We start from the raw sequence: 18,186 nt of genomic DNA on the forward strand, positions 1-18,186 counted from the left end.
CCAAAAGGAGATTGAATTCCGCCAAACCAAAACATAATTCCGCCTACTTTGTATTTTATTCCGCGAACCGGATTTACAACCTTAAATCTGTGAACCTTTCTTGACATTTTCCAACAAATCTACTATAGTTACCTAGGTAACTAATTAGTAATTTTTGAGGTGACCTACATAAATGAATAGCCATGAATTATTCCATACGCTGCATCAGCTATCACGCCATCTTACCAATACACTTAATGAAGCATTAAAACCATTAGGGTTATACGGGTCACAATGGTCTGTCATTTTTGTTTTAAAAACCAAAGGCTCTTTAAGCCAAAAAGAACTTTGTGATTACTTATTTGTTGAGGCACCTCCAATGACCCGTACCATTCAACGGCTTGTTAAACAAGGATACGTACGTCAGGTCCCCGGTAAAGACAAACGTGAGAAACTGATTCAATTAACAGATGTGGCGTTAAAGATGTTCCCCGAATGGGAAAGAAGAGTCTTTGAAACGAATCAGTCAATATTGAAGCATTTCCCAGAGACATCACAGGAAGAGCTTTTAAATTTGCAAAAAAGCTGGTTGCAACAGCTTTTATAAAAGGAGCGGATCATATGAATAAACCTAAATTATGGACGAAAAGTTTTATAAGTATTTCTTTAAGTAACTTCTTTCTATTTTTAACCTTTTATGTTTTACTCGTCACACTTCCTATTTATGCGATACAGGAGTTCCATAGCAATGCATCAGAAGCGGGGTTAATGACAACGGTCTTTTTATTTTCTGCGATTATCTCCCGTCCGCTGGCTGGTCAATGGCTTGAAAAAGCTGGTCACAAAAAGGTGCTGCTTACCGCACTGATAATTTTCTCAGGCGCCTCCCTGTTATACTTTTTTCCAAAAACAATCATTGGTTTTCTTTTCATTCGGTTATTACACGGAATTGGTTTTGGCATGGCAACAACCGCTGCAGGGGCAATCGTGGCAGATCTCATCCCGAATTCACGCCGTGGTGAAGGCATGGGCTATTTTATTATGTCGACGAATATGGCGATGGTGCTAGGGCCATTTATCGGCTTAACGGCCATTCAACAATGGGGAGCAAAAACCCTGTTTATCGTTAGTGTCATTGTCGCGATTGGGGCCCTGATTACAGGTTTAAGCGTAAAGGTTAAAGAAATGGGGCAAGCAGACCACATGGTCGTCCATTCTGCGTTTTCATTTCGAAGCTTTTTCGAGGTTTCCGCCATTCCTATCGCAATTGTCGGCTGCTTTCTTGCCATCGTTTATTCAGCGCTTCTTTCTTTCGTATCTGTATTTGCCACTGAAATACACCTTACCGAGATTTCTAGTCTTTTCTTTGTCGTCTATGCGATTGTTTTATTGATTTCAAGACCTTTTACTGGAAAATGGTTAGACCAGCATGGTCCCAATGTGATTGTCTATCCATCCATCGTATTGTTTGCCATTGGGATGTTTATTTTAAGTCAAAGCGGCAGCGCGGTCAGCTTTCTCCTTTCAGCAGGAATGATTGGTTTAGGCTGGGGGACACTTTTTCCAACCTTCCAGACCATCGCCATTCAAGATGCTGCGCCTAGAAAACGAGGGTTAGCTACAGCTACTTTCCTATCAATCTATGATATTGGTATTGCATTAGGCTCGTTTCTTTTAGGCTTAGCGGCCGCAAAAATGGATTATAGTTCGCTCTACTTCTTATGTTCATTCTATATTCTTTTGGGTATTGTTCTTTATTACTTTCTTCATACGCGGAAACAAGCATCCGTGCCAGAACTAAAAAGTCTAAAACAATAAAAAGAATCAGCAATCACCTCTTCTCTAATAGTCAGTATTTGTTATATAATGGTATTCAAATTATTATTAGAGGAGTGATTGTTATGGCAAAATCTAAAGCCAAGAAATTGCGCGAAAAGCTGACTCGTGAAAGCAGAATCAATCCAGAAAAAAAGCGTAGCCCATTTGTTTTTACAGACATGAGGACGAGAAGAACTAAAACGAAAAAGGACCATTTATATCAATTTAAACACAAGAACCATCAATCCCAGGACGGAAATGATGGTTCTTTTTATCTAGTCAGTTAATTTAACTTGAAATTCGGTTTATACGTTAACTCAATTTTAAGCTGATACATGTCTTGGCCCTTGTCTTCTTCTTGCAAGACGACTGTCCAGTTTTTCGCTATCATGTTTCGGAGTGTCTGAAGATTATCGGCAGGCATTTTAACAGTATCTAGAAACTCTCCATTATCAACGAAATCTTCGCCTTCCTTCATTCCAAACTTAATGGCTAACAAGGATTTAAGTGCGCCTTTCGTCAAAAAAGAAAATTCATACCCAGATTTGATGGCCTGATGGCATTTCTGTTTATTTCCGTGATAATAGTCAACCATTGATTTCCATGAAGGAATACCTTCACCGATACTCTCAAGTAATTCTTCATTTCCTTCATTTAAAAGGGCAACGATAGTTGGATTATTAAATCCTTTTGCTTTCATCATTTCAAGCATTAGTGCATAATTTAACGCTAACTTTACCTTTTCCATTTTATCCATCACCCTCTTTTTAATATAAATGGCAGGCAACTAGATGCTCACCATCAACTTCTTTTAGAAGCGGATCTACTTCTGCACAGATTGGTTTAGCAAATGGACAGCGCGATCGGAAGCGACAGCCAGTTTCCATCTCAATTGGGCTTGGTAGCTCCCCTGTAATAATTTCTCGCTTGCTATTCTGTGCTTTGATTGGATCCGGTATTGGAATTGCAGATAATAATGCTTGCGTATATGGATGCAACGGTTTCTTGTATAGCTCATCACTCTTTGATATCTCGACCAATTTGCCAAGATACATCACACCGACCCGGTCTGAGATGTGGCGAACCATTGATAAATCATGTGCCACAAACAAATAAGTCAGCTTCATCTCACTCTGTAAATCTTCTAACATATTTATTACTTGTGCTTGAATGGAAACATCCAGTGCAGATATGGCTTCATCGCAAAGAATGAAATCAGGATTGATCGCTAACGCACGAGCAATACCAATTCTTTGACGCTGACCACCGCTAAATTCATGCGGAAATTTTTCTAAGTCATCCTTTTTCATGCCTACTTTTTCAAGCATATCGATAACGACTTCTCTTCTTTCATTTTTCGATAATGCGGTATGAATCTCTAACGGTTCATCAATGATTTCTTCCACATTCATATAGGGGTTTAGTGATGAATACGGGTCCTGAAAAATCATTTGCATTCTTTTTCGATACGGTTGAAGTTCTTTGTTCTTTAAGTTGGCAATATCTTTACCATCAAAAAGAATTTCTCCCGCAGTGGGGTCGTACAAACGATTAAGGGTTCTGCCCAATGTGGATTTACCACACCCCGATTCTCCAACAAGACCAAACGTTTCCCCTTTATAAATATGAAACGAGACATCATCGACAGCCTTTACAACTTGTTTATTTTTGCTGAACATAGAATTTTTTAATGGGAAGTATTTCTTTAGATTTTTTACTTCAATGAGTATTTGCTTTGTCTCAGTCATCTAGATGATCTCCTTCCCCTGTTAAGAAGCACATACTTTTCTGTGTTGCTGAGAAGTTTTTGTATTCCGGTACCTCGATGAAACATTTATCCATCGCATACTCGCAACGTTCAGCAAATGGACAACCGCGCTTCATACTCTGAAGCGACGGGGCGGCACCTTTTATAGACTTTAATCTCGTTTTTTCTCCGTCCACCCTTGGAATGGAGTTCAATAACGCTTTAGTATACGGATGTTTGGGTGAATAAAAGATTTCATGCACAAGCCCCTCTTCCATCACCATACCTGCATACATAACCAAAATGCGGCTGCAAATAGTCGCTACGACTCCAAGATCATGTGTAATAAACACTACCGACATATCGTTTTCTTGCTGCAGCTTTTTTAACAATTCTAGAATTTGAGCCTGGATCGTTACATCCAGAGCTGTCGTTGGTTCATCAGCAATTAATAGCTTCGGATTGCAAGCTAAAGCCATAGCAATTAATACCCTTTGTCTCATTCCACCTGAAAATTCATGGGGGTATTGATTAACTCTTGTTTCAGGAGAAGGAATTCCTACCATTCTCAGCAGTTCAACAGCCTCGAGCCTAGCTTCTCTCCTGTTCATACCTCTAACTCTTATTAGTAATTCAACAAGATGATCTCCTGCTTTTTTTAATGGATTAAGAGCTGTCATTGGATCTTGAAAAATCATCGCGATATCGCGACCCCTTATGGCCCTTTTTTCTTTTTTAGATAGGCTTTCGAAATTCTTCCCATCTAGAATGATTTCTCCTGCATCGACTTTTGCATTACTCGGAATAATGCCTAGAATCGATTTAACCAAGATACTTTTTCCGCTCCCTGATTCACCGACAATCCCTAATATTTCGCCCTTTTGAACAGTAAAGTCTATGCCACGGACTACCTCCGTTTTCGAGTTGCCATTGTAAAAGCTTGTACGGAGGTTTTTAACATCTAGTAAACTATTTTTATCCTTTACGTTATTGCTCATTACAGCTATGCCTCCTAATTATTTCCCACTCGTCTTTGGCTCGACTACTACCCGAAGAATATCACCTAGTCTATTAAAAGAATAAACGGTTAGTACAATGAGAAGTCCAGGTAGTATTGCCATATATGGTGCATTGCCTAAATTTCCTTGTGCATTTTGAAGCATGCTTCCCCATGAAGATAATGGCTGTTGAATCCCGAGCCCAAGAAAGCTTAAGGCTGATTCCATTAATATTGCATTGGCAATACTTACGGTAGATGCCACGATGATAGTAGGAAAAACGGCTGGAATAATATGCTTCAAAATTACTTTTTTCAATGATTGTCCTGATGATTTAGCATATAAAACATATTCTCTTTCTTTTATCGAAAGGGTTTCAGCACGAACTAACCTAGCCGTGCTCATCCATGTAAAAAGACCAATAACAAGAATAATAGCTTTTAAACCTGGTGTAAGATAAATACTTACAACTGTCACAAGAATCATCCATGGAATGGAAGAAATCACATCAACGGTTCTCATTAAAAAGTTATCAACACGGCCACCAAAATAGCCGCTTATTGTCCCAATTAATACTCCAATACAAGTAGAAATAAGCATGGCTAAAATCCCAACTGTGAGGGAAATTCGCCCACCATATAAGGCTCTTGTTAGATAATCTCTACCAAGCTCGTCGGTTCCAAACCAATGCTTCGCACTTGGTCCTTCAAGCACACTTGTAACATCGACCTTATCAGGTGGATACGGAGACAAAAAGGCGAAGATAGATATAAATAAGATAAGAGTAAGGAAAATTAGGGCAATAGCCGCCGTTTTATTGCGTTTAAGTCCTTTTTTAAACTGTTGCATTCTTCTATTTTTCTTACCGGCCAACTTCTATTCCCCCATTCCCTTAATTCTTGGGTCGACAATGCTATATAAAATGTCTGAAACCAAATTCCCAATGATGACAAGGCTTGCTGATAGCAGCATGATGGCCATGACAACTGGATAATCAAACCCTTGAATTGCTTTTACAAAATACGTTCCAATTCCCGGCCAGCCGAAAACTGTCTCCGTTACGACTGCTCCAGTTACTAACATTGGAAGGCTCATTCCCACAATAGTAATGATAGGAAGTAGGACGTTCCTAAGTACATTCCTAAATAAAATAGAAGTTGAATTGGACCCATATGCCTGTTGAACCATAACATAATCTTCGGAAAGCTGGCCAATTGTAGATGAACGGACATAGCGAACAAGCTCTGGCATGAATGAAAGCATTAAAACCGTACAAGGTAGGATCATATGACTTAAAAGATCGGAAAAAGATTCTTCATTTCCAATGGTGTGCATCCCAAGGATTGGGAAGATATTCAGACGGTGGCCAAAAATGAACACAAGAATCATCGCCATCCAAAAGCTAGGAATGGCAATCCCAAATGAACTTAAACCATCAATGACTTTATCCGCTAATTTCCCCTTCTTAGCACCGGCAATTAATCCAAGAAGAATGGAAAAAAACAAGGCAAGGATGTAAGCGGGAAGAACTAGGAGAATAGTATTTGGTATTCTAGCTGAAAGATCATTTGTTATACTTTCATGCGTGACAATGGAATATCCCCATTCACCGCTTATAATCCCTTTAACCCAATAAAAGTATTGCAAATAGGCAGGCTTGTCTAATCCATATCTGGCTTTTATCAGTTCAACGGTTTTATTTGTCATGTTCGGTGTCGTCATTGCATCCACCGCATCATATGGAGCCAATTGGATAAGGGTAAAGCAAATGATTGAAATAATGAATAGCAAAGGGATCGCCTGTAAAATCCGTTTAATAATATACTTTAACAAAAATAACCCCACTCCTTACGTTTCTCATATTGACTTTGAGTCTAATCGGAAACGAATACTAGCACACAATTTCTCTTCCATTCAATTACTTTTGGTACTAAAAAATAAAGATAAACAGCGGACTGTTTATCTTTATCTATATCTTCTTAATGAGCTATTTATTTAATAGGATAGCTTCGACATATCCTCAAACGTGTAAACTGGTACTAATCCAGCTTCTTCGATGCCTTTGATTCTAGAATCAATTGCAAGGATTCGTTTGTTTTCTGTTAGAGGATAGAAGGCAGCATCTTCGATAATAAGTTTTTGAATTTCTTCATAAATAACTTTACGCTTCACATCGTCTTTCTCTACACGACCTTGATTAAATAACTCATCTACTTTGGTATTGCTGTAATGCATGTAGTTTGCTTCACCATTCTTTACAAATAAGGAATTAAAGGTGTCTGGATCAATTCCCATAATGTAGCCGCTAAGATACATATCAAAATCAGTTTGAACGCTTTGAAGCTTCTTGCTTAACGCAGTAGCATCCATTCCTACCAACTCAACGGAAACGCCTGCAGCTTTTAAGTTTTGTTGGATGACAGCGGCTTGCTTCTGCTGGATTGGATTATTAGCAATAAAAGCAAGTTTTAATTTTAGATTAGAAGCTCCTGCTTTTGAAAGTAAGTCTTTCGCTTTTTTTGTATCAAATTTATGTTTTTCTACATTGTCAGTAAAATAGGTTGCTTTCTTTGGTAAGAAAGAATAGGCAGGCATAGAATAATCGGTAGATACATAACTTGCTGTATTGATTTCATCACGATTTAATCCGAAAGCAATTGCCTGCCTTACCTCTTTTTTCTGTACTGCTTTTGAGCTTAAGTTAAATGCTAAGTAACCAATTCGTCCTTCATCGTACGGTTTAATGGTTACATTTGAATCCTTAAACTTGCCTGAATCTGAAGGCTGAATGGCTAAAGCGTTAATTTCTCCTTTTTGGAGAGCCATTGTAGCTGTATTTGGATCCATAATAATACGGTAAACAACCTTTGCAATCTTTGGTGCACCTAAGAAATAATCATCATTCTTTTCAAAAGTAACACTTTCCCCAGCTTTATATTCTTTTAATTTGTAAGGACCAGTCCCCACTGGAGTAGCATTTTTTGAGCTATTCGCAATGTTTGTTTCCCCTTCGTAAACATGTTTCGGCATGATGAAAATGTTACCCAATGCTTCCACTGCACCCATGCTAACTGTTGGTAACGTGAATTTAACTGTATAATCATCTACTTTTTCAACTTTAACTGGTTGATTATTAAATAATAGCTGGCTTCTTGCCCAACCACCATTTTCCTCTTTTAACATTTGCTCATAAGTGAATACAACATCATCGGCAGTAAATGGCTGACCATCATGCCACTTTACGTCTTTTCTTAATTTTGCTGTATACGTTAAGAAATCATCTGATGGTGTCATGCTTTCCGCCAAGAAGTACTTAATATTATCTTTACCGTTATACATATATAATGGAGAATAAAGGGTTTTAATTTCCATTAAACCATAACGGTCACCGGTAGTGATTACGTTAACGGCGTTCCCAGGATCTCCGTCAATTCCATATATAAAGGTATCCGGTTTGTTGGTAGCTTCATTTTTAGAACTTGACTTATCTAACGATTTTGAAGAACAGCCGGCAAGAACTAGAAAGATACTTAATAAGATGGCTACAAGAATATTAACATTTTTACGAACCAATTTGTCTTCCCCCTACGCTAATACTATTAATTTGAATTCCTACTAATCTTATATGTATTACAAACAATAATTTTACACGATAGTATAATAATAGTAAATAATATCCCTTTCAATTTCTTATTTTCTCCTTATACTGCGGTAATTTTTTAATTAGAGGAATTCAAATATATAATAATATTGACGGGCAGTTCATTTTACATAAGTTTCTAATTACGCTAAGCTTAATCTAGCTTTAATTTTTAAAAAAAATGGAGGTTATTGATATGATTGACGTTCTAATTGTTGGTGCTGGGCCTACAGGAGCAAGTGCAGCCCTATTTACAGCCAAAGCTGGTAAGAAAACATTGGTTATTGATAATGATAAAAGTGTGACCAAGCGTGCTTGGATTGAGAACCATTATGGTGTTGCAGAAATTACTGGACCTGACCTAGTTGAAACTGGTAAGAAACAAGCCAGCAAATTCGGTGCAGAAATTGTCCAAGCTACGGTTTCAAATATCAGTAAAACTGAAAGCGGTTTTATAGTTGAAAGCGATCAAGGGGAATATGAGGCTAAACATGTTATCCTTGCCACTGGTATGTCTGTTGATCTAGCTGAAACAGCGGGATTACAAACAAAGCCAGGTACAGAGCCAAGAATCAAGACTATTTTTGACGTGGATGCTGCTGGAAAAACAAATATTGACGGCATTTGGGCAGCAGGAACTGTTGCCGGTGTGAGTATGCATACCATTATTACTGCTGGCGACGGTGCCAAGGTGGCGATTAATGTTATTAGTGAAATAAACGGGGAACGTTATGTTGACCATGATGTTTTAAAAGCTTAAAAAAGGGTACATAAAGGGGGAAGCCAGATGGCAGTAAAGAAAATGGACCATGTCGGCGTAATGGTAAATGACCTTAATGCCTCACTTCTTTTTTATCAAAAAGTGGTTGGGTTGGAGTTAAAAGACCAATTTACGATTGCAAACGGTTCGATAAATTTAGCCTTCCTTGGGTTCAATGGGTCCGACGAAACAGAATTAGAATTAGTGTATGGTGGAAATCCCGACCTTCCAACTGAAGGGAAAGTTAATCACATCGCCTTTTTAGTGGACAATATAGAAGAGGAATTCAACCGTTTAAAAGGCGTCAACGTTGTTTTCATTAGTGATGAGATCGTGACACTTCCGAATGGATATCGTAATTTCTTTGTGCAAGGACCCGATGGTGAAAAAGTCGAGTTTTTCCAACGTTAAGTTTAAATAAAAGAGAGGGACTCAGCAGCTGAGTCCCTTTTCTTCATTGTGAGTACAAGATGGTTTTCACATAAAAATTGACAGTCTAAACCCATCCTTTTAAAATTGGTTTAACTTGATTATAACTAGCATTGGTAATCTTACCTAAATATTTCAAAATACTTACAAGGAGCAGTTTCATTACTTATCATTTTCTAGAGTAAGGGGAAATTTTATGATTAAAAAAGATACGAATCTTAAACCAGTCGTTGCTGGTTTACTGTTAGCAATTTTAATGGCAGCTATGGACAATACGATCGTAGCTACGGCGATGGCTACGATTGTAGCAGACCTCGGCGGATTTGATAAATTTATTTGGGTCACCTCTGCCTATATGGTAGCGGTAATGGCAGGAATGCCTATTTTCGGTAAGCTTTCCGATATGTACGGACGGAAACGCTTTTTTATTTTTGGACTTATCGTCTTTCTGATTGGCTCGGCATTATGCGGTATTGCCCAGAGCATCGTTCAATTAAGTATTTTCCGTGCCATTCAGGGGATCGGCGGCGGAGCCCTGATGCCGATTGCTTTTACGATTGTTTTTGATATTTTCCCACCTGAAAACCGCGGGAAAATGACCGGTTTGTTGGGGGCAGTTTTCGGAGCATCCAGCGTCTTAGGGCCGTTACTTGGGGCATACATAACTGATTATATTAGTTGGCACTGGGTTTTCTATGTGAATGTGCCAATTGGAATTGTATCGATTTACTTAATTGTTCGTTATTATCATGAATCATTACAGCATTCCAAGCAAAGGGTTGATTGGCTTGGGGCGATAACACTGGTCATTTCGGTGGTGAGCTTAATGTTTGCCCTTGAGCTAGGCGGGAAAGAATATGCTTGGGATTCTACTCCAATCATCGCTTTGTTTGCAAGCTTTTTCGTCTTTTTTGTGGCCTTTTTCATTGCTGAAATAAAGGCTGCTGAACCGATTTTACCGCTTTGGCTCTTCAAAAGGCGCTTATTTGCCACCTCGCAAATTTTGTCCTTTTTATACGGCGGTACGTTTATTATTTTAACCGTGTTTATACCGATCTTCGTTCAAGCGGTTTATGGTGGGTCGGCTAAGAATGCTGGATTGATTTTAACACCAATGATGCTCGGGTCTGTTGCAGGGAGTTCGGTGGGCGGTATTTTCTTGACGAAAACCTCCTATCGCAATTTGATGATTGTTTCGATTATTTCATACGTTCTTGGCATGTATTTCCTAGGCACCTTGACTGTTGATACCGCTCGTTCCTTGCTGACGATTTATATGATTTTGGTTGGCTTCGGGGTTGGTTTTTCCTTTTCTTTATTACCAACTGCTTCCATGCACAATTTGGAGCCTCAATACCGCGGAACAGCCAACTCAACAAACTCATTTTTAAGGTCATTTGGAATGACACTTGGGGTAACGATCTTTGGAAGCCTGCAAAACAATTTGTTTACGGATAAATTGAAGGATGCGTTTAAAGGCATGCAGGGTGCAGGAGATTTTAAAATGGGCGATCCACGCCAAATTTTCCAAGCGAGTGAACGCTCAAAAATTCCTAATTTTATTTTAGATAAAATTGTTCACGCGATGTCGGATTCAATCACACATACCTTTTTGCTAACATTGATTCCCATTGCGATTGCGGCGATTACCATCTTTTTCATGGGCAATGCCCGGGTAGAAGTCAGTAAGAAACAGGTAAAAGGATAATAGTTAAGCACTTGGGCGATTTTATCCCAAGTGCTTATTTTTGTTATCTTATTCTGCAAACTTCCCGTCCATATAATCGCGATAGGCCTGGCGGATTTCTTCTTCGGTGTTCATGACAAAAGGTCCCCTCGCAACGATTGGCTCATTCAGTGGTTTTCCTGCATATAACAACACGCGAAGAGATTCCCTGGCGGTAATAGTAACTTCACTGGTTTGCCCCGCATCGCCTATTCCTAGCAGAAGCACATGGCCTTTTTCGGCCTCTGTCTTACTTTTTCCAAACTGACCTTTTCCTTCTAAAACATACATGAAGCCCTTGTAGTCTCCCGGAAGATCCTGGGTAGTGGTTGCTCCTGGTTGTAAGTTGATTTCAACCATTGTCACCGGAACATAATTTTTCGTTGTCGATTGAATGCCGCCTGATGAACCGGAAAAGATTCTGATTAATACCCCATCCTCTTCGCGCACTGGCATGTCTTTGGCACGGAGATTTTGATAACGCGGTTCTGCCATTTTGTGCTCACGCGGCAGGTTCACCCATAGCTGCAAGGAATGAACGGTCTCTCCTTCAGCCGGGTCTTCGATATGGATCACACCTTTTCCGGCTGTCATCCACTGGACATCACCAGGCTCAAGCTCCCCCCGTCCCGCTTTATTATCCTGATGCTCAAGTTTTCCCTCAATCACATAAGTCACTGTTTCAATCCCACGATGCGGGTGGAAATCAAAGGTACCTTTTTTAAAAAAATCTTCTGCTAGAAATAGAAATGGATCTGACTCTTTCATTTGATTTGGATCCAAAACCATTCCCGCTGTATGTATCGGACTATTCTGGTGATGCTGTACCGTCCAAACACGGTCAATACCCCTTTGGAAAATTTCACTCATCCTTTGTACCCTCCCTTTGTAAATTATGATAATGGTATCGTTATCGAGATGCTTTTTCAAATTTAAGGATTGTTATGTGCAAAAAAGAGATACGCCCATTGAATACCGGGATTCGCCCATTAATACTAGAAATTCGCTCATTAAATACCGGGATTCGCTCATTGAACTCCGAAAATCACTCATTGAAATATATTCGGATAAATATTTTACAAAAATCGATAAAATTCGGCAGGAATTTCTATACTTCTACTAGAATTCATTCATAAACTGAGAGGGGTGTTAATTTTGCTAATAAAAGAACGGACAAAACCTTTAATTATGCTTATATTAGAAGCTTTACTGCGGCGACTCCCATACAGTCACCAAAAGTACCAACAAATTTTAGAAGAGCTAGGAAGGAGGCAGGCCGGCTACCTTGGTGAGAAATCGCTCGATTACTATTATCGTGACCTTCCACAGCAGAAATATATGATCCTCCACGATTTAAACCTACCTGATGGTAACTACAACTGCCAAATCGATACCCTTCTTCTAGCACCTGAATTTTCCCTTGCAATCGATGTAAAAAACATGGCCGGAAAGTTAATATTTGATACTGAAAATGAACAGTTTATTCAAATCAACAATGGTATTGAAAAAGGATACGGTTATCCGATTGCTCAGGGAGAAAGACATCAAAAATACTTACAGAAACTTCTTGCTGAACATCATTTCCCTGCAGTTCCAGTTGAATATTTAGTGGTGATTAGTAATAGCTATACTACATATGCTGTTACAGGAAAAAATGCCCACAAAGTTAAACCTCGAGTATGTAAGGCCGACGTCTTCTTAAACAAAATTACCCTTTTAGAGAAACAATATCCGAAACCGCAACTGTCCGCTAAAGACCTCCGTAAGCTTTGCCGTCTCCTCGTGAAAAAGAATACCATTCCAACAAGCTATGTATTGAATAAATATGGTATTCAGAAATGTGACCTGTTAACGGGTGTCCACTGTCCTACCCACTCTAATCATTCCCTTGTCCGTAAGAACCAAAAATGGTACTGTCCTGCCTGCGATACTTTTTCAAAGGATGCACATATTAACGCACTGAACGATTATTTTCTGCTGTTTGGTCCGACGATAACAAATAGGCAGTTTCGGGAATTTGCTCATATAAAATCACGGGATGGAGCAAAAAGAATACTGCTATCTTGTAATCTGCAATGCCTTGGAAAGTACAGATCCTGGTCCTATGCTCCAAAGAGCTTCCCAGAGTGAGTTTTAATTTCAAATTTATTAACAGGGTAAAAATGATTTGCTCATAAAGTTGCGAAATTCGCCCATTAAACTCCTAAATTCGCTCATTAATTCTGTAGATTCGCCCATTGAACGCAGAAATTCGCCCATAAATCAAAAATGCAACACTTGAATTAACCCAATAAAGGAAAATATCGATCAAACCCAATAAAGGACACCTAAATTAGGTGTCCTCTACCATAATATTGAGGAAAGCGAGCATTTTTTTCAGAAAATGCCCCCTCGTTATACCTCGAGATCCTTGCCTTCTTCGACTACATGGAAGAGAAGATGGGCTAAATGATGAATCGGGCCATATTCTTCCTCGTCCTCATCGTCTGGTTCCTCATTAAACTCCATGTCATTTAAGAATAGAGCCATAAATTCGTAAAAGTCCTTCAATTGGAAGGAATAGCAACCAACTGGGTCTTCATTGTCTTCCTCATAATGCAATACCATATAAGAGAGGTCCCCGTCCTCATCTTCAGCATCAAAAAACACAAATAGACCAATGTTTGTGTCGAGCTCAAATAAATGCCTTGTTCCGCCTTCCGTGGCTTTCGTAAATTCTTCCTGACTAAGTTTTTGGATCTGCATGCTATCTACATTATCTTCTTGATGGAATCCGACAACAAATGATTTCATGTTTTCCTCCTTCATTCTTTTCCGTAATAAAAAACACATGTCAATAGCATGCCCTAATTCAAGCACGTTTCATTCCTAATCAGCTAAAAATAGATAAAAAGGTGACATCATTAATCACACTGTTTCTCTTCCCCTTCAAAATGTTCATTTAAGAGTGTATTCTCACTTGGAGCGAAATTAACTGACTGTAAACTCATTTTCGGTTCCAGTCCGTAAAGTTCGTCGACTGATTTCCCCTCATTTTTCTCACTCGGAGATTTTTCTTTTTTCATTTTTATCACCTCTTTCATAATAATATTTTCCTAGTATTGTCTGCCTTAATTTTAATTAACATTCGAATCCTCAAAAAAAAACCCCTGATCAGTTCAGGGATTTTTGATAACGATCAGCCAATTGGCGGTTGAATGGGATGATATGCCGGTCCTTCAGTTGAATAGGCCACGTCACTGCTTGACGTTGACACTTTCACATCCTTAGTTGAAGTAAAAAGAGCAATCAGTGAGATTGAAAACATTATGACAACAAACTTTTTCATATAAATGCCTCCTCCGATTTAAGTTATTTTATTTAAATAAGTAACTGCATCAACAACCAGACCCTTTTGATTGTAATAATCTGCAAGCATTTTATAAAAACAGGTTAGGTCATCACTATGTTCATTTTCCTCTTCAAAATAGGGAATTACCTTAGATTCCAAATATTTAAACGCTTTTGCTGGCGAGGTCATGTGGAGGAGATAAAATTCCGCCAAGAGTCTATATTTTTTAACCCCCAGCTCTTTTGACAATAAGTTAACTTCTTGGAAGCAATCTTTTGCTTTTTCGATGGAGTTAAGTGAATGGTACAGCTCCCCAATCGCATGTAATGTGACTAGATAGTGCTGATTTTTGTTTGGCTGCAAAGCCAAACTTTTTTGATAATAGTACAGAGCTTCCTTTGCATTCTTCATTTTAAATTGCAAATGGCCCATATTATGATAGCTCTGGGGAAGTAATTTATCTTTCTTAAATAATTCTGCGTTACGGATTAAGTGCTGAAAACACTCCTGGGCTTCCTCATATATATTGGAGTGGGTATAATTAATCCCGAGCAGCATAAGTGTGTGGAGAATTCGGATGAAGTTATGCTGATTCATGAATATTTGCAGGGCCATCTTACCAAAATGAATAGCATGTCCTGATTGCTCAAGTGAGCTTTTTACAAGTGATCGATGATAGAGAAATTCCCCACTTGATGCTTCATTATTATTTTCTGTATGTAAAACTTCGAGGATATCATCCGCATTTTGATATTGACCCTTCCACATTAAGAATATCGCATGATAGTATCGAAATAAATAATCTTCATGTTGGGAAAAATTTTTCTTTTGCTTATATAAAAGAGCTCTTTGATGCTCTGCATCTTCAACAAGTCCCTTAAATATAAGATATCTAAATTTATATAGCTCGTAGATATACATATATTTGGAGAATGGGATGAGGTGTTCTATTGTCACTAGTTTCTGATAATTTTCTTCTATTTCATCCCTTAGATAAAAATTAATCTTACCGTCTAGCCTTCTTAGTAAGATCTTTATTTCTTCTTCTTTTTCCTCCATCTCTTCTAGGCTTATGTTTAGCCGCTTGAGTAACAGGGAAATTGTTTCTTCGTTTGCTTCTTTTGAATTGTTCTCAATTTTACTTAAATGCGGGACAGAGCAAATCCCTTTGGAAAGCTCAGCTTGTGTCATTCCTCTTTGCGTTCGATAGAATTTAATCAGGGCTCCAAATTCCATAATGCCACCCAGCGCGCCTTTCCTTTTTTCACTATTTTACAACAATATGAGTATTTCATACAGATACTTTTCAGATTATTAGAAAAATAAAATTTTAGTACCACTTAATACTTGGGAAAATTTTTACAATATACAAAAAAACCAGCCCTCCGAAGGACTGGTAAATCTAAAAATATTTCTTTTTCCAAAAAACGAAGGCTGTTAAACTTGTTAAAAAAGCAGAGATTACTAGTGGTATTGCATAGGAATGAGTAGCATGCTGGAAAGGGATATCAACGTTCATCCCATAAAAGCTCGCTACCATCGTTGGGAAGGATAAAATAATTGTAATGGAAGTTAAGAATTTCATTACAATGTTTAAGTTATTCGAAATAATCGATGCAAAGGCGTTCATCATACCTGTTAAGATCGAGCGATAGGTTTCGGCCATTTCAATCGCCTGTGTTTTTTCAATAATAACATCTTCTAATAAGTCCTTGTCTTCTTCATACATTTTTAAATAGTTAAAGCGTAAAATTTTATCGAGGACAACCTTATTTGACTTTAACGAGGTCGTAAAATAAACCAAACTTTTCTCTAAAGCCAGAAAGGCGAATAGCTCTTTATTTTTTAACGATTGATGAACAACGCGTTCAATTTCATTTGTCTTCTTGTTAATTTGCTTTAAGTACCGAAGATAATAAGAAGAGATGACAAATAGAATTTGCAATGCAAAGCGTGTCTTTTTAAACGTAAAAAACTCTTTCACTCTGTTTTTCCGAAATTCTTCTAAAATCGGTGTATCTTTTAAGGAAACGGTAATGATACATTCGTCCGTAAGAATAATGCCGATTGGAATGGTTTCATAACCAGCAAAACCATCTTCATCATGAACAATGTAGGGAAAATCGACAATGATATAGACCCGGCCATCATCACGTTCAATCCTCGGGCGTTCTTCATCATCCAGGGCGTCTTTGATGATATCAACATCCACTTGAGCATCCATGGATACCTTATTAATTTCTTCTTGTGTTGGGGCATACATATTGACCCAGCAGCCTTTTGAGATGACATCTACTTGTTCTAAAACTTTTGTCTCCGTGCTTTTAAAAATTTCCAGCATGGCAAAACCTCCTCACTCATTTTGTTTGAGGAAGCCAACAACCTTTTCTAGAGTTGATATTCTTGATATTCAATTCAATCCATTCAAAGATAACATTGACTTCCCCTCGCCTACTTGGGTCCGGGTCTACGGAATAACTCAAAAATATCAACTCCCTCTAACCTTTTATATATCCTTTCCTATCATAAACCCAAATCATCGAAAGTACAAAGGAGTTTTTTTGGAATTATTCATCTTCCTCAAAATAGGGATTTAAATGAATTAAAACTTCCTGAATGTTGTCAAATTTATCCATCAATTTTTGTTTAATTAATTTTGCGAGGTCATGCCCTTGCTTGATCGTTTTATAGTGATCGATTGCTATACGTAAATCCACCAATACATAATGACCCAGTTCCCTTGCTCTAATTCGGTCAATTCGTTTTACCTCTTGGAACTCGTTAACAACAGCGATGTATTCCTGAAGTGTCTCTGTATTAATATTACGTTCGAGTAAGATGTCAAATGCCTCTGTTAACATTTCCTTCGCTATTTTAAAAATTAAGTAAGCGACAAAAATACTAGCTGCCTTATCCCCGTATAGTAAAAACTGAATATCGAATCGGTTCCCTGCGATGGAAAGGAGAACCCCTATTGCAGCAGCAATTGATGCGACAATATCTGCTTTATGGTCAAATGCAATTGCCTCAATGGCTTTACTCTTATTCTGTTTCGCAACCTTTAATGAACTGCGGTATAAAATAATCTTGGTTACATATGAAAATAGGGCAACCCACATCGCTAGTAAGCTAGGTGATTCCACTTCATGAAAGAAACCGCTGATGCCTTCGTAAACCACATAAATGGAGACGAGAAAAAGCAATATACCAATAATGCCTGAAACAATGACTTCTGCCTTCCCATGTCCATAAGGATGTTCATTATCGGCAGGCTTATTAGCAATTTTAATCACTAACAGCACAATGACAGATGCAAATACATCTGCGGCAGAGTGGATTCCATCTGCAAAGACCGCGTCACTATGTCCATACCAACCAATGACTATTTTTCCTAATGTAAGAATAATGTTACTGATTACACTGATCCAGGCTACTTTTTTAGCCAGAGTTTCTCTCATCTCCATAAGTAAACCACCTTTAAAATTACCTCTAGAAATCATAGCAAACGTAACCTAGATGGGTCTAGAGAAAAAGTCTTGCCTGCTTTAATCTATGTTGGGCATATGCAAAATCATAATCCTTCTTCACCTTGATTTTCCTCTTTTACCATTTCGATCTCTTCAACAACAGAAATTTTATTGATTTGGTCATGCAGAAAATGAAAAGCTTCGTCTAACTCTTCCCGAGATGGGAATTCATTTTTTTCGTTCATAATGTAACCTCCATTTGAGATTTATTTTTTATTGGGAGTAATCCTG

At 38.2% G+C, this 18,186-nt stretch carries 21 protein-coding genes; 7 read left to right on the forward strand and 14 right to left on the reverse strand.

Annotated features, from left to right (window positions below):
* Positions 1 to 172: 172 nt before the first annotated feature.
* The 3 genes from CCK98_RS27080 (at position 173) to CCK98_RS27090 (ending at position 2,084) form a co-directional block, all read left to right on the forward strand.
* On the forward strand, positions 173 to 586 hold the full coding sequence (locus tag CCK98_RS27080; RefSeq protein WP_088089423.1) for a MarR family winged helix-turn-helix transcriptional regulator: 414 nt from the start codon (positions 173 to 175) through the stop codon (positions 584 to 586).
* 14 nt (positions 587 to 600) lie between these two features.
* Positions 601 to 1,797, forward strand: coding sequence for an MFS transporter (locus CCK98_RS27085; protein ID WP_088089424.1), 1,197 nt, complete (start codon positions 601 to 603; stop codon positions 1,795 to 1,797).
* A gap of 83 nt (positions 1,798 to 1,880) precedes the next feature.
* A complete protein-coding gene (locus tag CCK98_RS27090; RefSeq protein WP_088089425.1) occupies positions 1,881 to 2,084 on the forward strand; it encodes a hypothetical protein in 204 nt (67 codons plus the stop codon).
* Here CCK98_RS27090 and CCK98_RS27095 read toward each other — a convergent pair.
* From CCK98_RS27095 to CCK98_RS27120, 6 genes are all read right to left on the reverse strand, one after another.
* Entirely contained in the window at positions 2,081 to 2,545 is a 465-nt protein-coding gene (locus tag CCK98_RS27095) for a hypothetical protein (protein WP_142292200.1), read from the reverse strand. The genes CCK98_RS27090 and CCK98_RS27095 overlap by 4 nt on opposite strands.
* Positions 2,546 to 2,564: 19 nt before the next feature.
* Positions 2,565 to 3,545, reverse strand: coding sequence for an ABC transporter ATP-binding protein (locus CCK98_RS27100; RefSeq protein ID WP_088089427.1), 981 nt, complete (start codon positions 3,543 to 3,545; stop codon positions 2,565 to 2,567).
* Positions 3,538 to 4,542 (reverse strand): ABC transporter ATP-binding protein, encoded by a 1,005-nt coding sequence (locus CCK98_RS27105; RefSeq protein ID WP_088089428.1) that lies wholly within the window; start codon positions 4,540 to 4,542, stop codon positions 3,538 to 3,540. Before CCK98_RS27105 ends, CCK98_RS27100 begins: the two co-directional genes overlap by 8 nt.
* A gap of 18 nt (positions 4,543 to 4,560) precedes the next feature.
* Positions 4,561 to 5,391 carry an ABC transporter permease gene (locus CCK98_RS27110; protein ID WP_088090557.1) on the reverse strand — a complete coding sequence of 277 codons (831 nt, stop codon included), beginning with the start codon at positions 5,389 to 5,391 and terminating at the stop codon, positions 4,561 to 4,563.
* Between the two features lie 27 nt (positions 5,392 to 5,418).
* Positions 5,419 to 6,375 (reverse strand): ABC transporter permease, encoded by a 957-nt coding sequence (locus CCK98_RS27115; protein ID WP_088089429.1) that lies wholly within the window; start codon positions 6,373 to 6,375, stop codon positions 5,419 to 5,421.
* Between the two features lie 162 nt (positions 6,376 to 6,537).
* Entirely contained in the window at positions 6,538 to 8,115 is a 1,578-nt protein-coding gene (locus CCK98_RS27120; protein WP_088089430.1) for an ABC transporter substrate-binding protein, read from the reverse strand.
* Between the two features lie 263 nt (positions 8,116 to 8,378).
* On the opposite strand from CCK98_RS27120, the gene CCK98_RS27125 reads away from it, so the two are divergent.
* From CCK98_RS27125 to CCK98_RS27135, 3 genes are all read left to right on the forward strand, one after another.
* Positions 8,379 to 8,942, forward strand: a complete 564-nt coding sequence (locus CCK98_RS27125) for an NAD(P)/FAD-dependent oxidoreductase (RefSeq protein ID WP_088089431.1) — start codon at positions 8,379 to 8,381, stop codon at positions 8,940 to 8,942.
* Between the two features lie 27 nt (positions 8,943 to 8,969).
* Positions 8,970 to 9,353: a VOC family protein gene (locus CCK98_RS27130; protein ID WP_088089432.1), complete on the forward strand. Its 384-nt coding sequence runs from the start codon at positions 8,970 to 8,972 to the stop codon at positions 9,351 to 9,353.
* Between the two features lie 214 nt (positions 9,354 to 9,567).
* On the forward strand, positions 9,568 to 11,079 hold the full coding sequence (locus CCK98_RS27135; RefSeq protein WP_088089433.1) for an MDR family MFS transporter: 1,512 nt from the start codon (positions 9,568 to 9,570) through the stop codon (positions 11,077 to 11,079).
* 48 nt (positions 11,080 to 11,127) lie between these two features.
* Here the strand turns inward: CCK98_RS27135 and CCK98_RS27140 are convergent, their stop codons facing one another.
* Positions 11,128 to 11,967 (reverse strand): pirin family protein, encoded by an 840-nt coding sequence (locus CCK98_RS27140; RefSeq protein ID WP_088089434.1) that lies wholly within the window; start codon positions 11,965 to 11,967, stop codon positions 11,128 to 11,130.
* A gap of 285 nt (positions 11,968 to 12,252) precedes the next feature.
* Between CCK98_RS27140 and CCK98_RS27145 the strand changes: the two genes are divergently transcribed.
* Complete coding sequence (locus CCK98_RS27145) at positions 12,253 to 13,227, forward strand: nuclease-related domain-containing protein (RefSeq protein WP_088089435.1); 975 nt, start codon at positions 12,253 to 12,255, stop codon at positions 13,225 to 13,227.
* 264 nt (positions 13,228 to 13,491) lie between these two features.
* Here CCK98_RS27145 and CCK98_RS27150 read toward each other — a convergent pair whose 3' ends face one another.
* The 7 genes from CCK98_RS27150 to CCK98_RS35655 form a co-directional block, all read right to left on the reverse strand.
* Positions 13,492 to 13,890: a cytosolic protein gene (locus CCK98_RS27150; RefSeq protein ID WP_088089436.1), complete on the reverse strand. Its 399-nt coding sequence runs from the start codon at positions 13,888 to 13,890 to the stop codon at positions 13,492 to 13,494.
* A 110-nt stretch (positions 13,891 to 14,000) separates the two neighbouring features.
* On the reverse strand, positions 14,001 to 14,162 hold the full coding sequence (locus CCK98_RS35645; protein ID WP_179195941.1) for a hypothetical protein: 162 nt from the start codon (positions 14,160 to 14,162) through the stop codon (positions 14,001 to 14,003).
* Positions 14,163 to 14,275: 113 nt separating this feature from the next.
* Positions 14,276 to 14,425, reverse strand: a complete 150-nt coding sequence (locus CCK98_RS35650; RefSeq protein ID WP_168245543.1) for a hypothetical protein — start codon at positions 14,423 to 14,425, stop codon at positions 14,276 to 14,278.
* A gap of 18 nt (positions 14,426 to 14,443) precedes the next feature.
* Positions 14,444 to 15,664, reverse strand: a complete 1,221-nt coding sequence (locus CCK98_RS27160) for a tetratricopeptide repeat protein (protein WP_088089438.1) — start codon at positions 15,662 to 15,664, stop codon at positions 14,444 to 14,446.
* 166 nt (positions 15,665 to 15,830) lie between these two features.
* Positions 15,831 to 16,769 carry a magnesium transporter CorA family protein gene (locus CCK98_RS27165; RefSeq protein WP_088089439.1) on the reverse strand — a complete coding sequence of 313 codons (939 nt, stop codon included), beginning with the start codon at positions 16,767 to 16,769 and terminating at the stop codon, positions 15,831 to 15,833.
* A gap of 226 nt (positions 16,770 to 16,995) precedes the next feature.
* Positions 16,996 to 17,892, reverse strand: a complete 897-nt coding sequence (locus CCK98_RS27170) for a cation diffusion facilitator family transporter (protein ID WP_088089440.1) — start codon at positions 17,890 to 17,892, stop codon at positions 16,996 to 16,998.
* 107 nt (positions 17,893 to 17,999) lie between these two features.
* On the reverse strand, positions 18,000 to 18,140 hold the full coding sequence (locus tag CCK98_RS35655; protein ID WP_179195942.1) for a hypothetical protein: 141 nt from the start codon (positions 18,138 to 18,140) through the stop codon (positions 18,000 to 18,002).
* Positions 18,141 to 18,186: the final 46 nt, after the last annotated feature.

The organism is Bacillus sp. OV166, from assembly GCF_900177675.1.
GTDB lineage: Bacteria > Bacillota > Bacilli > Bacillales > Cytobacillaceae > Neobacillus.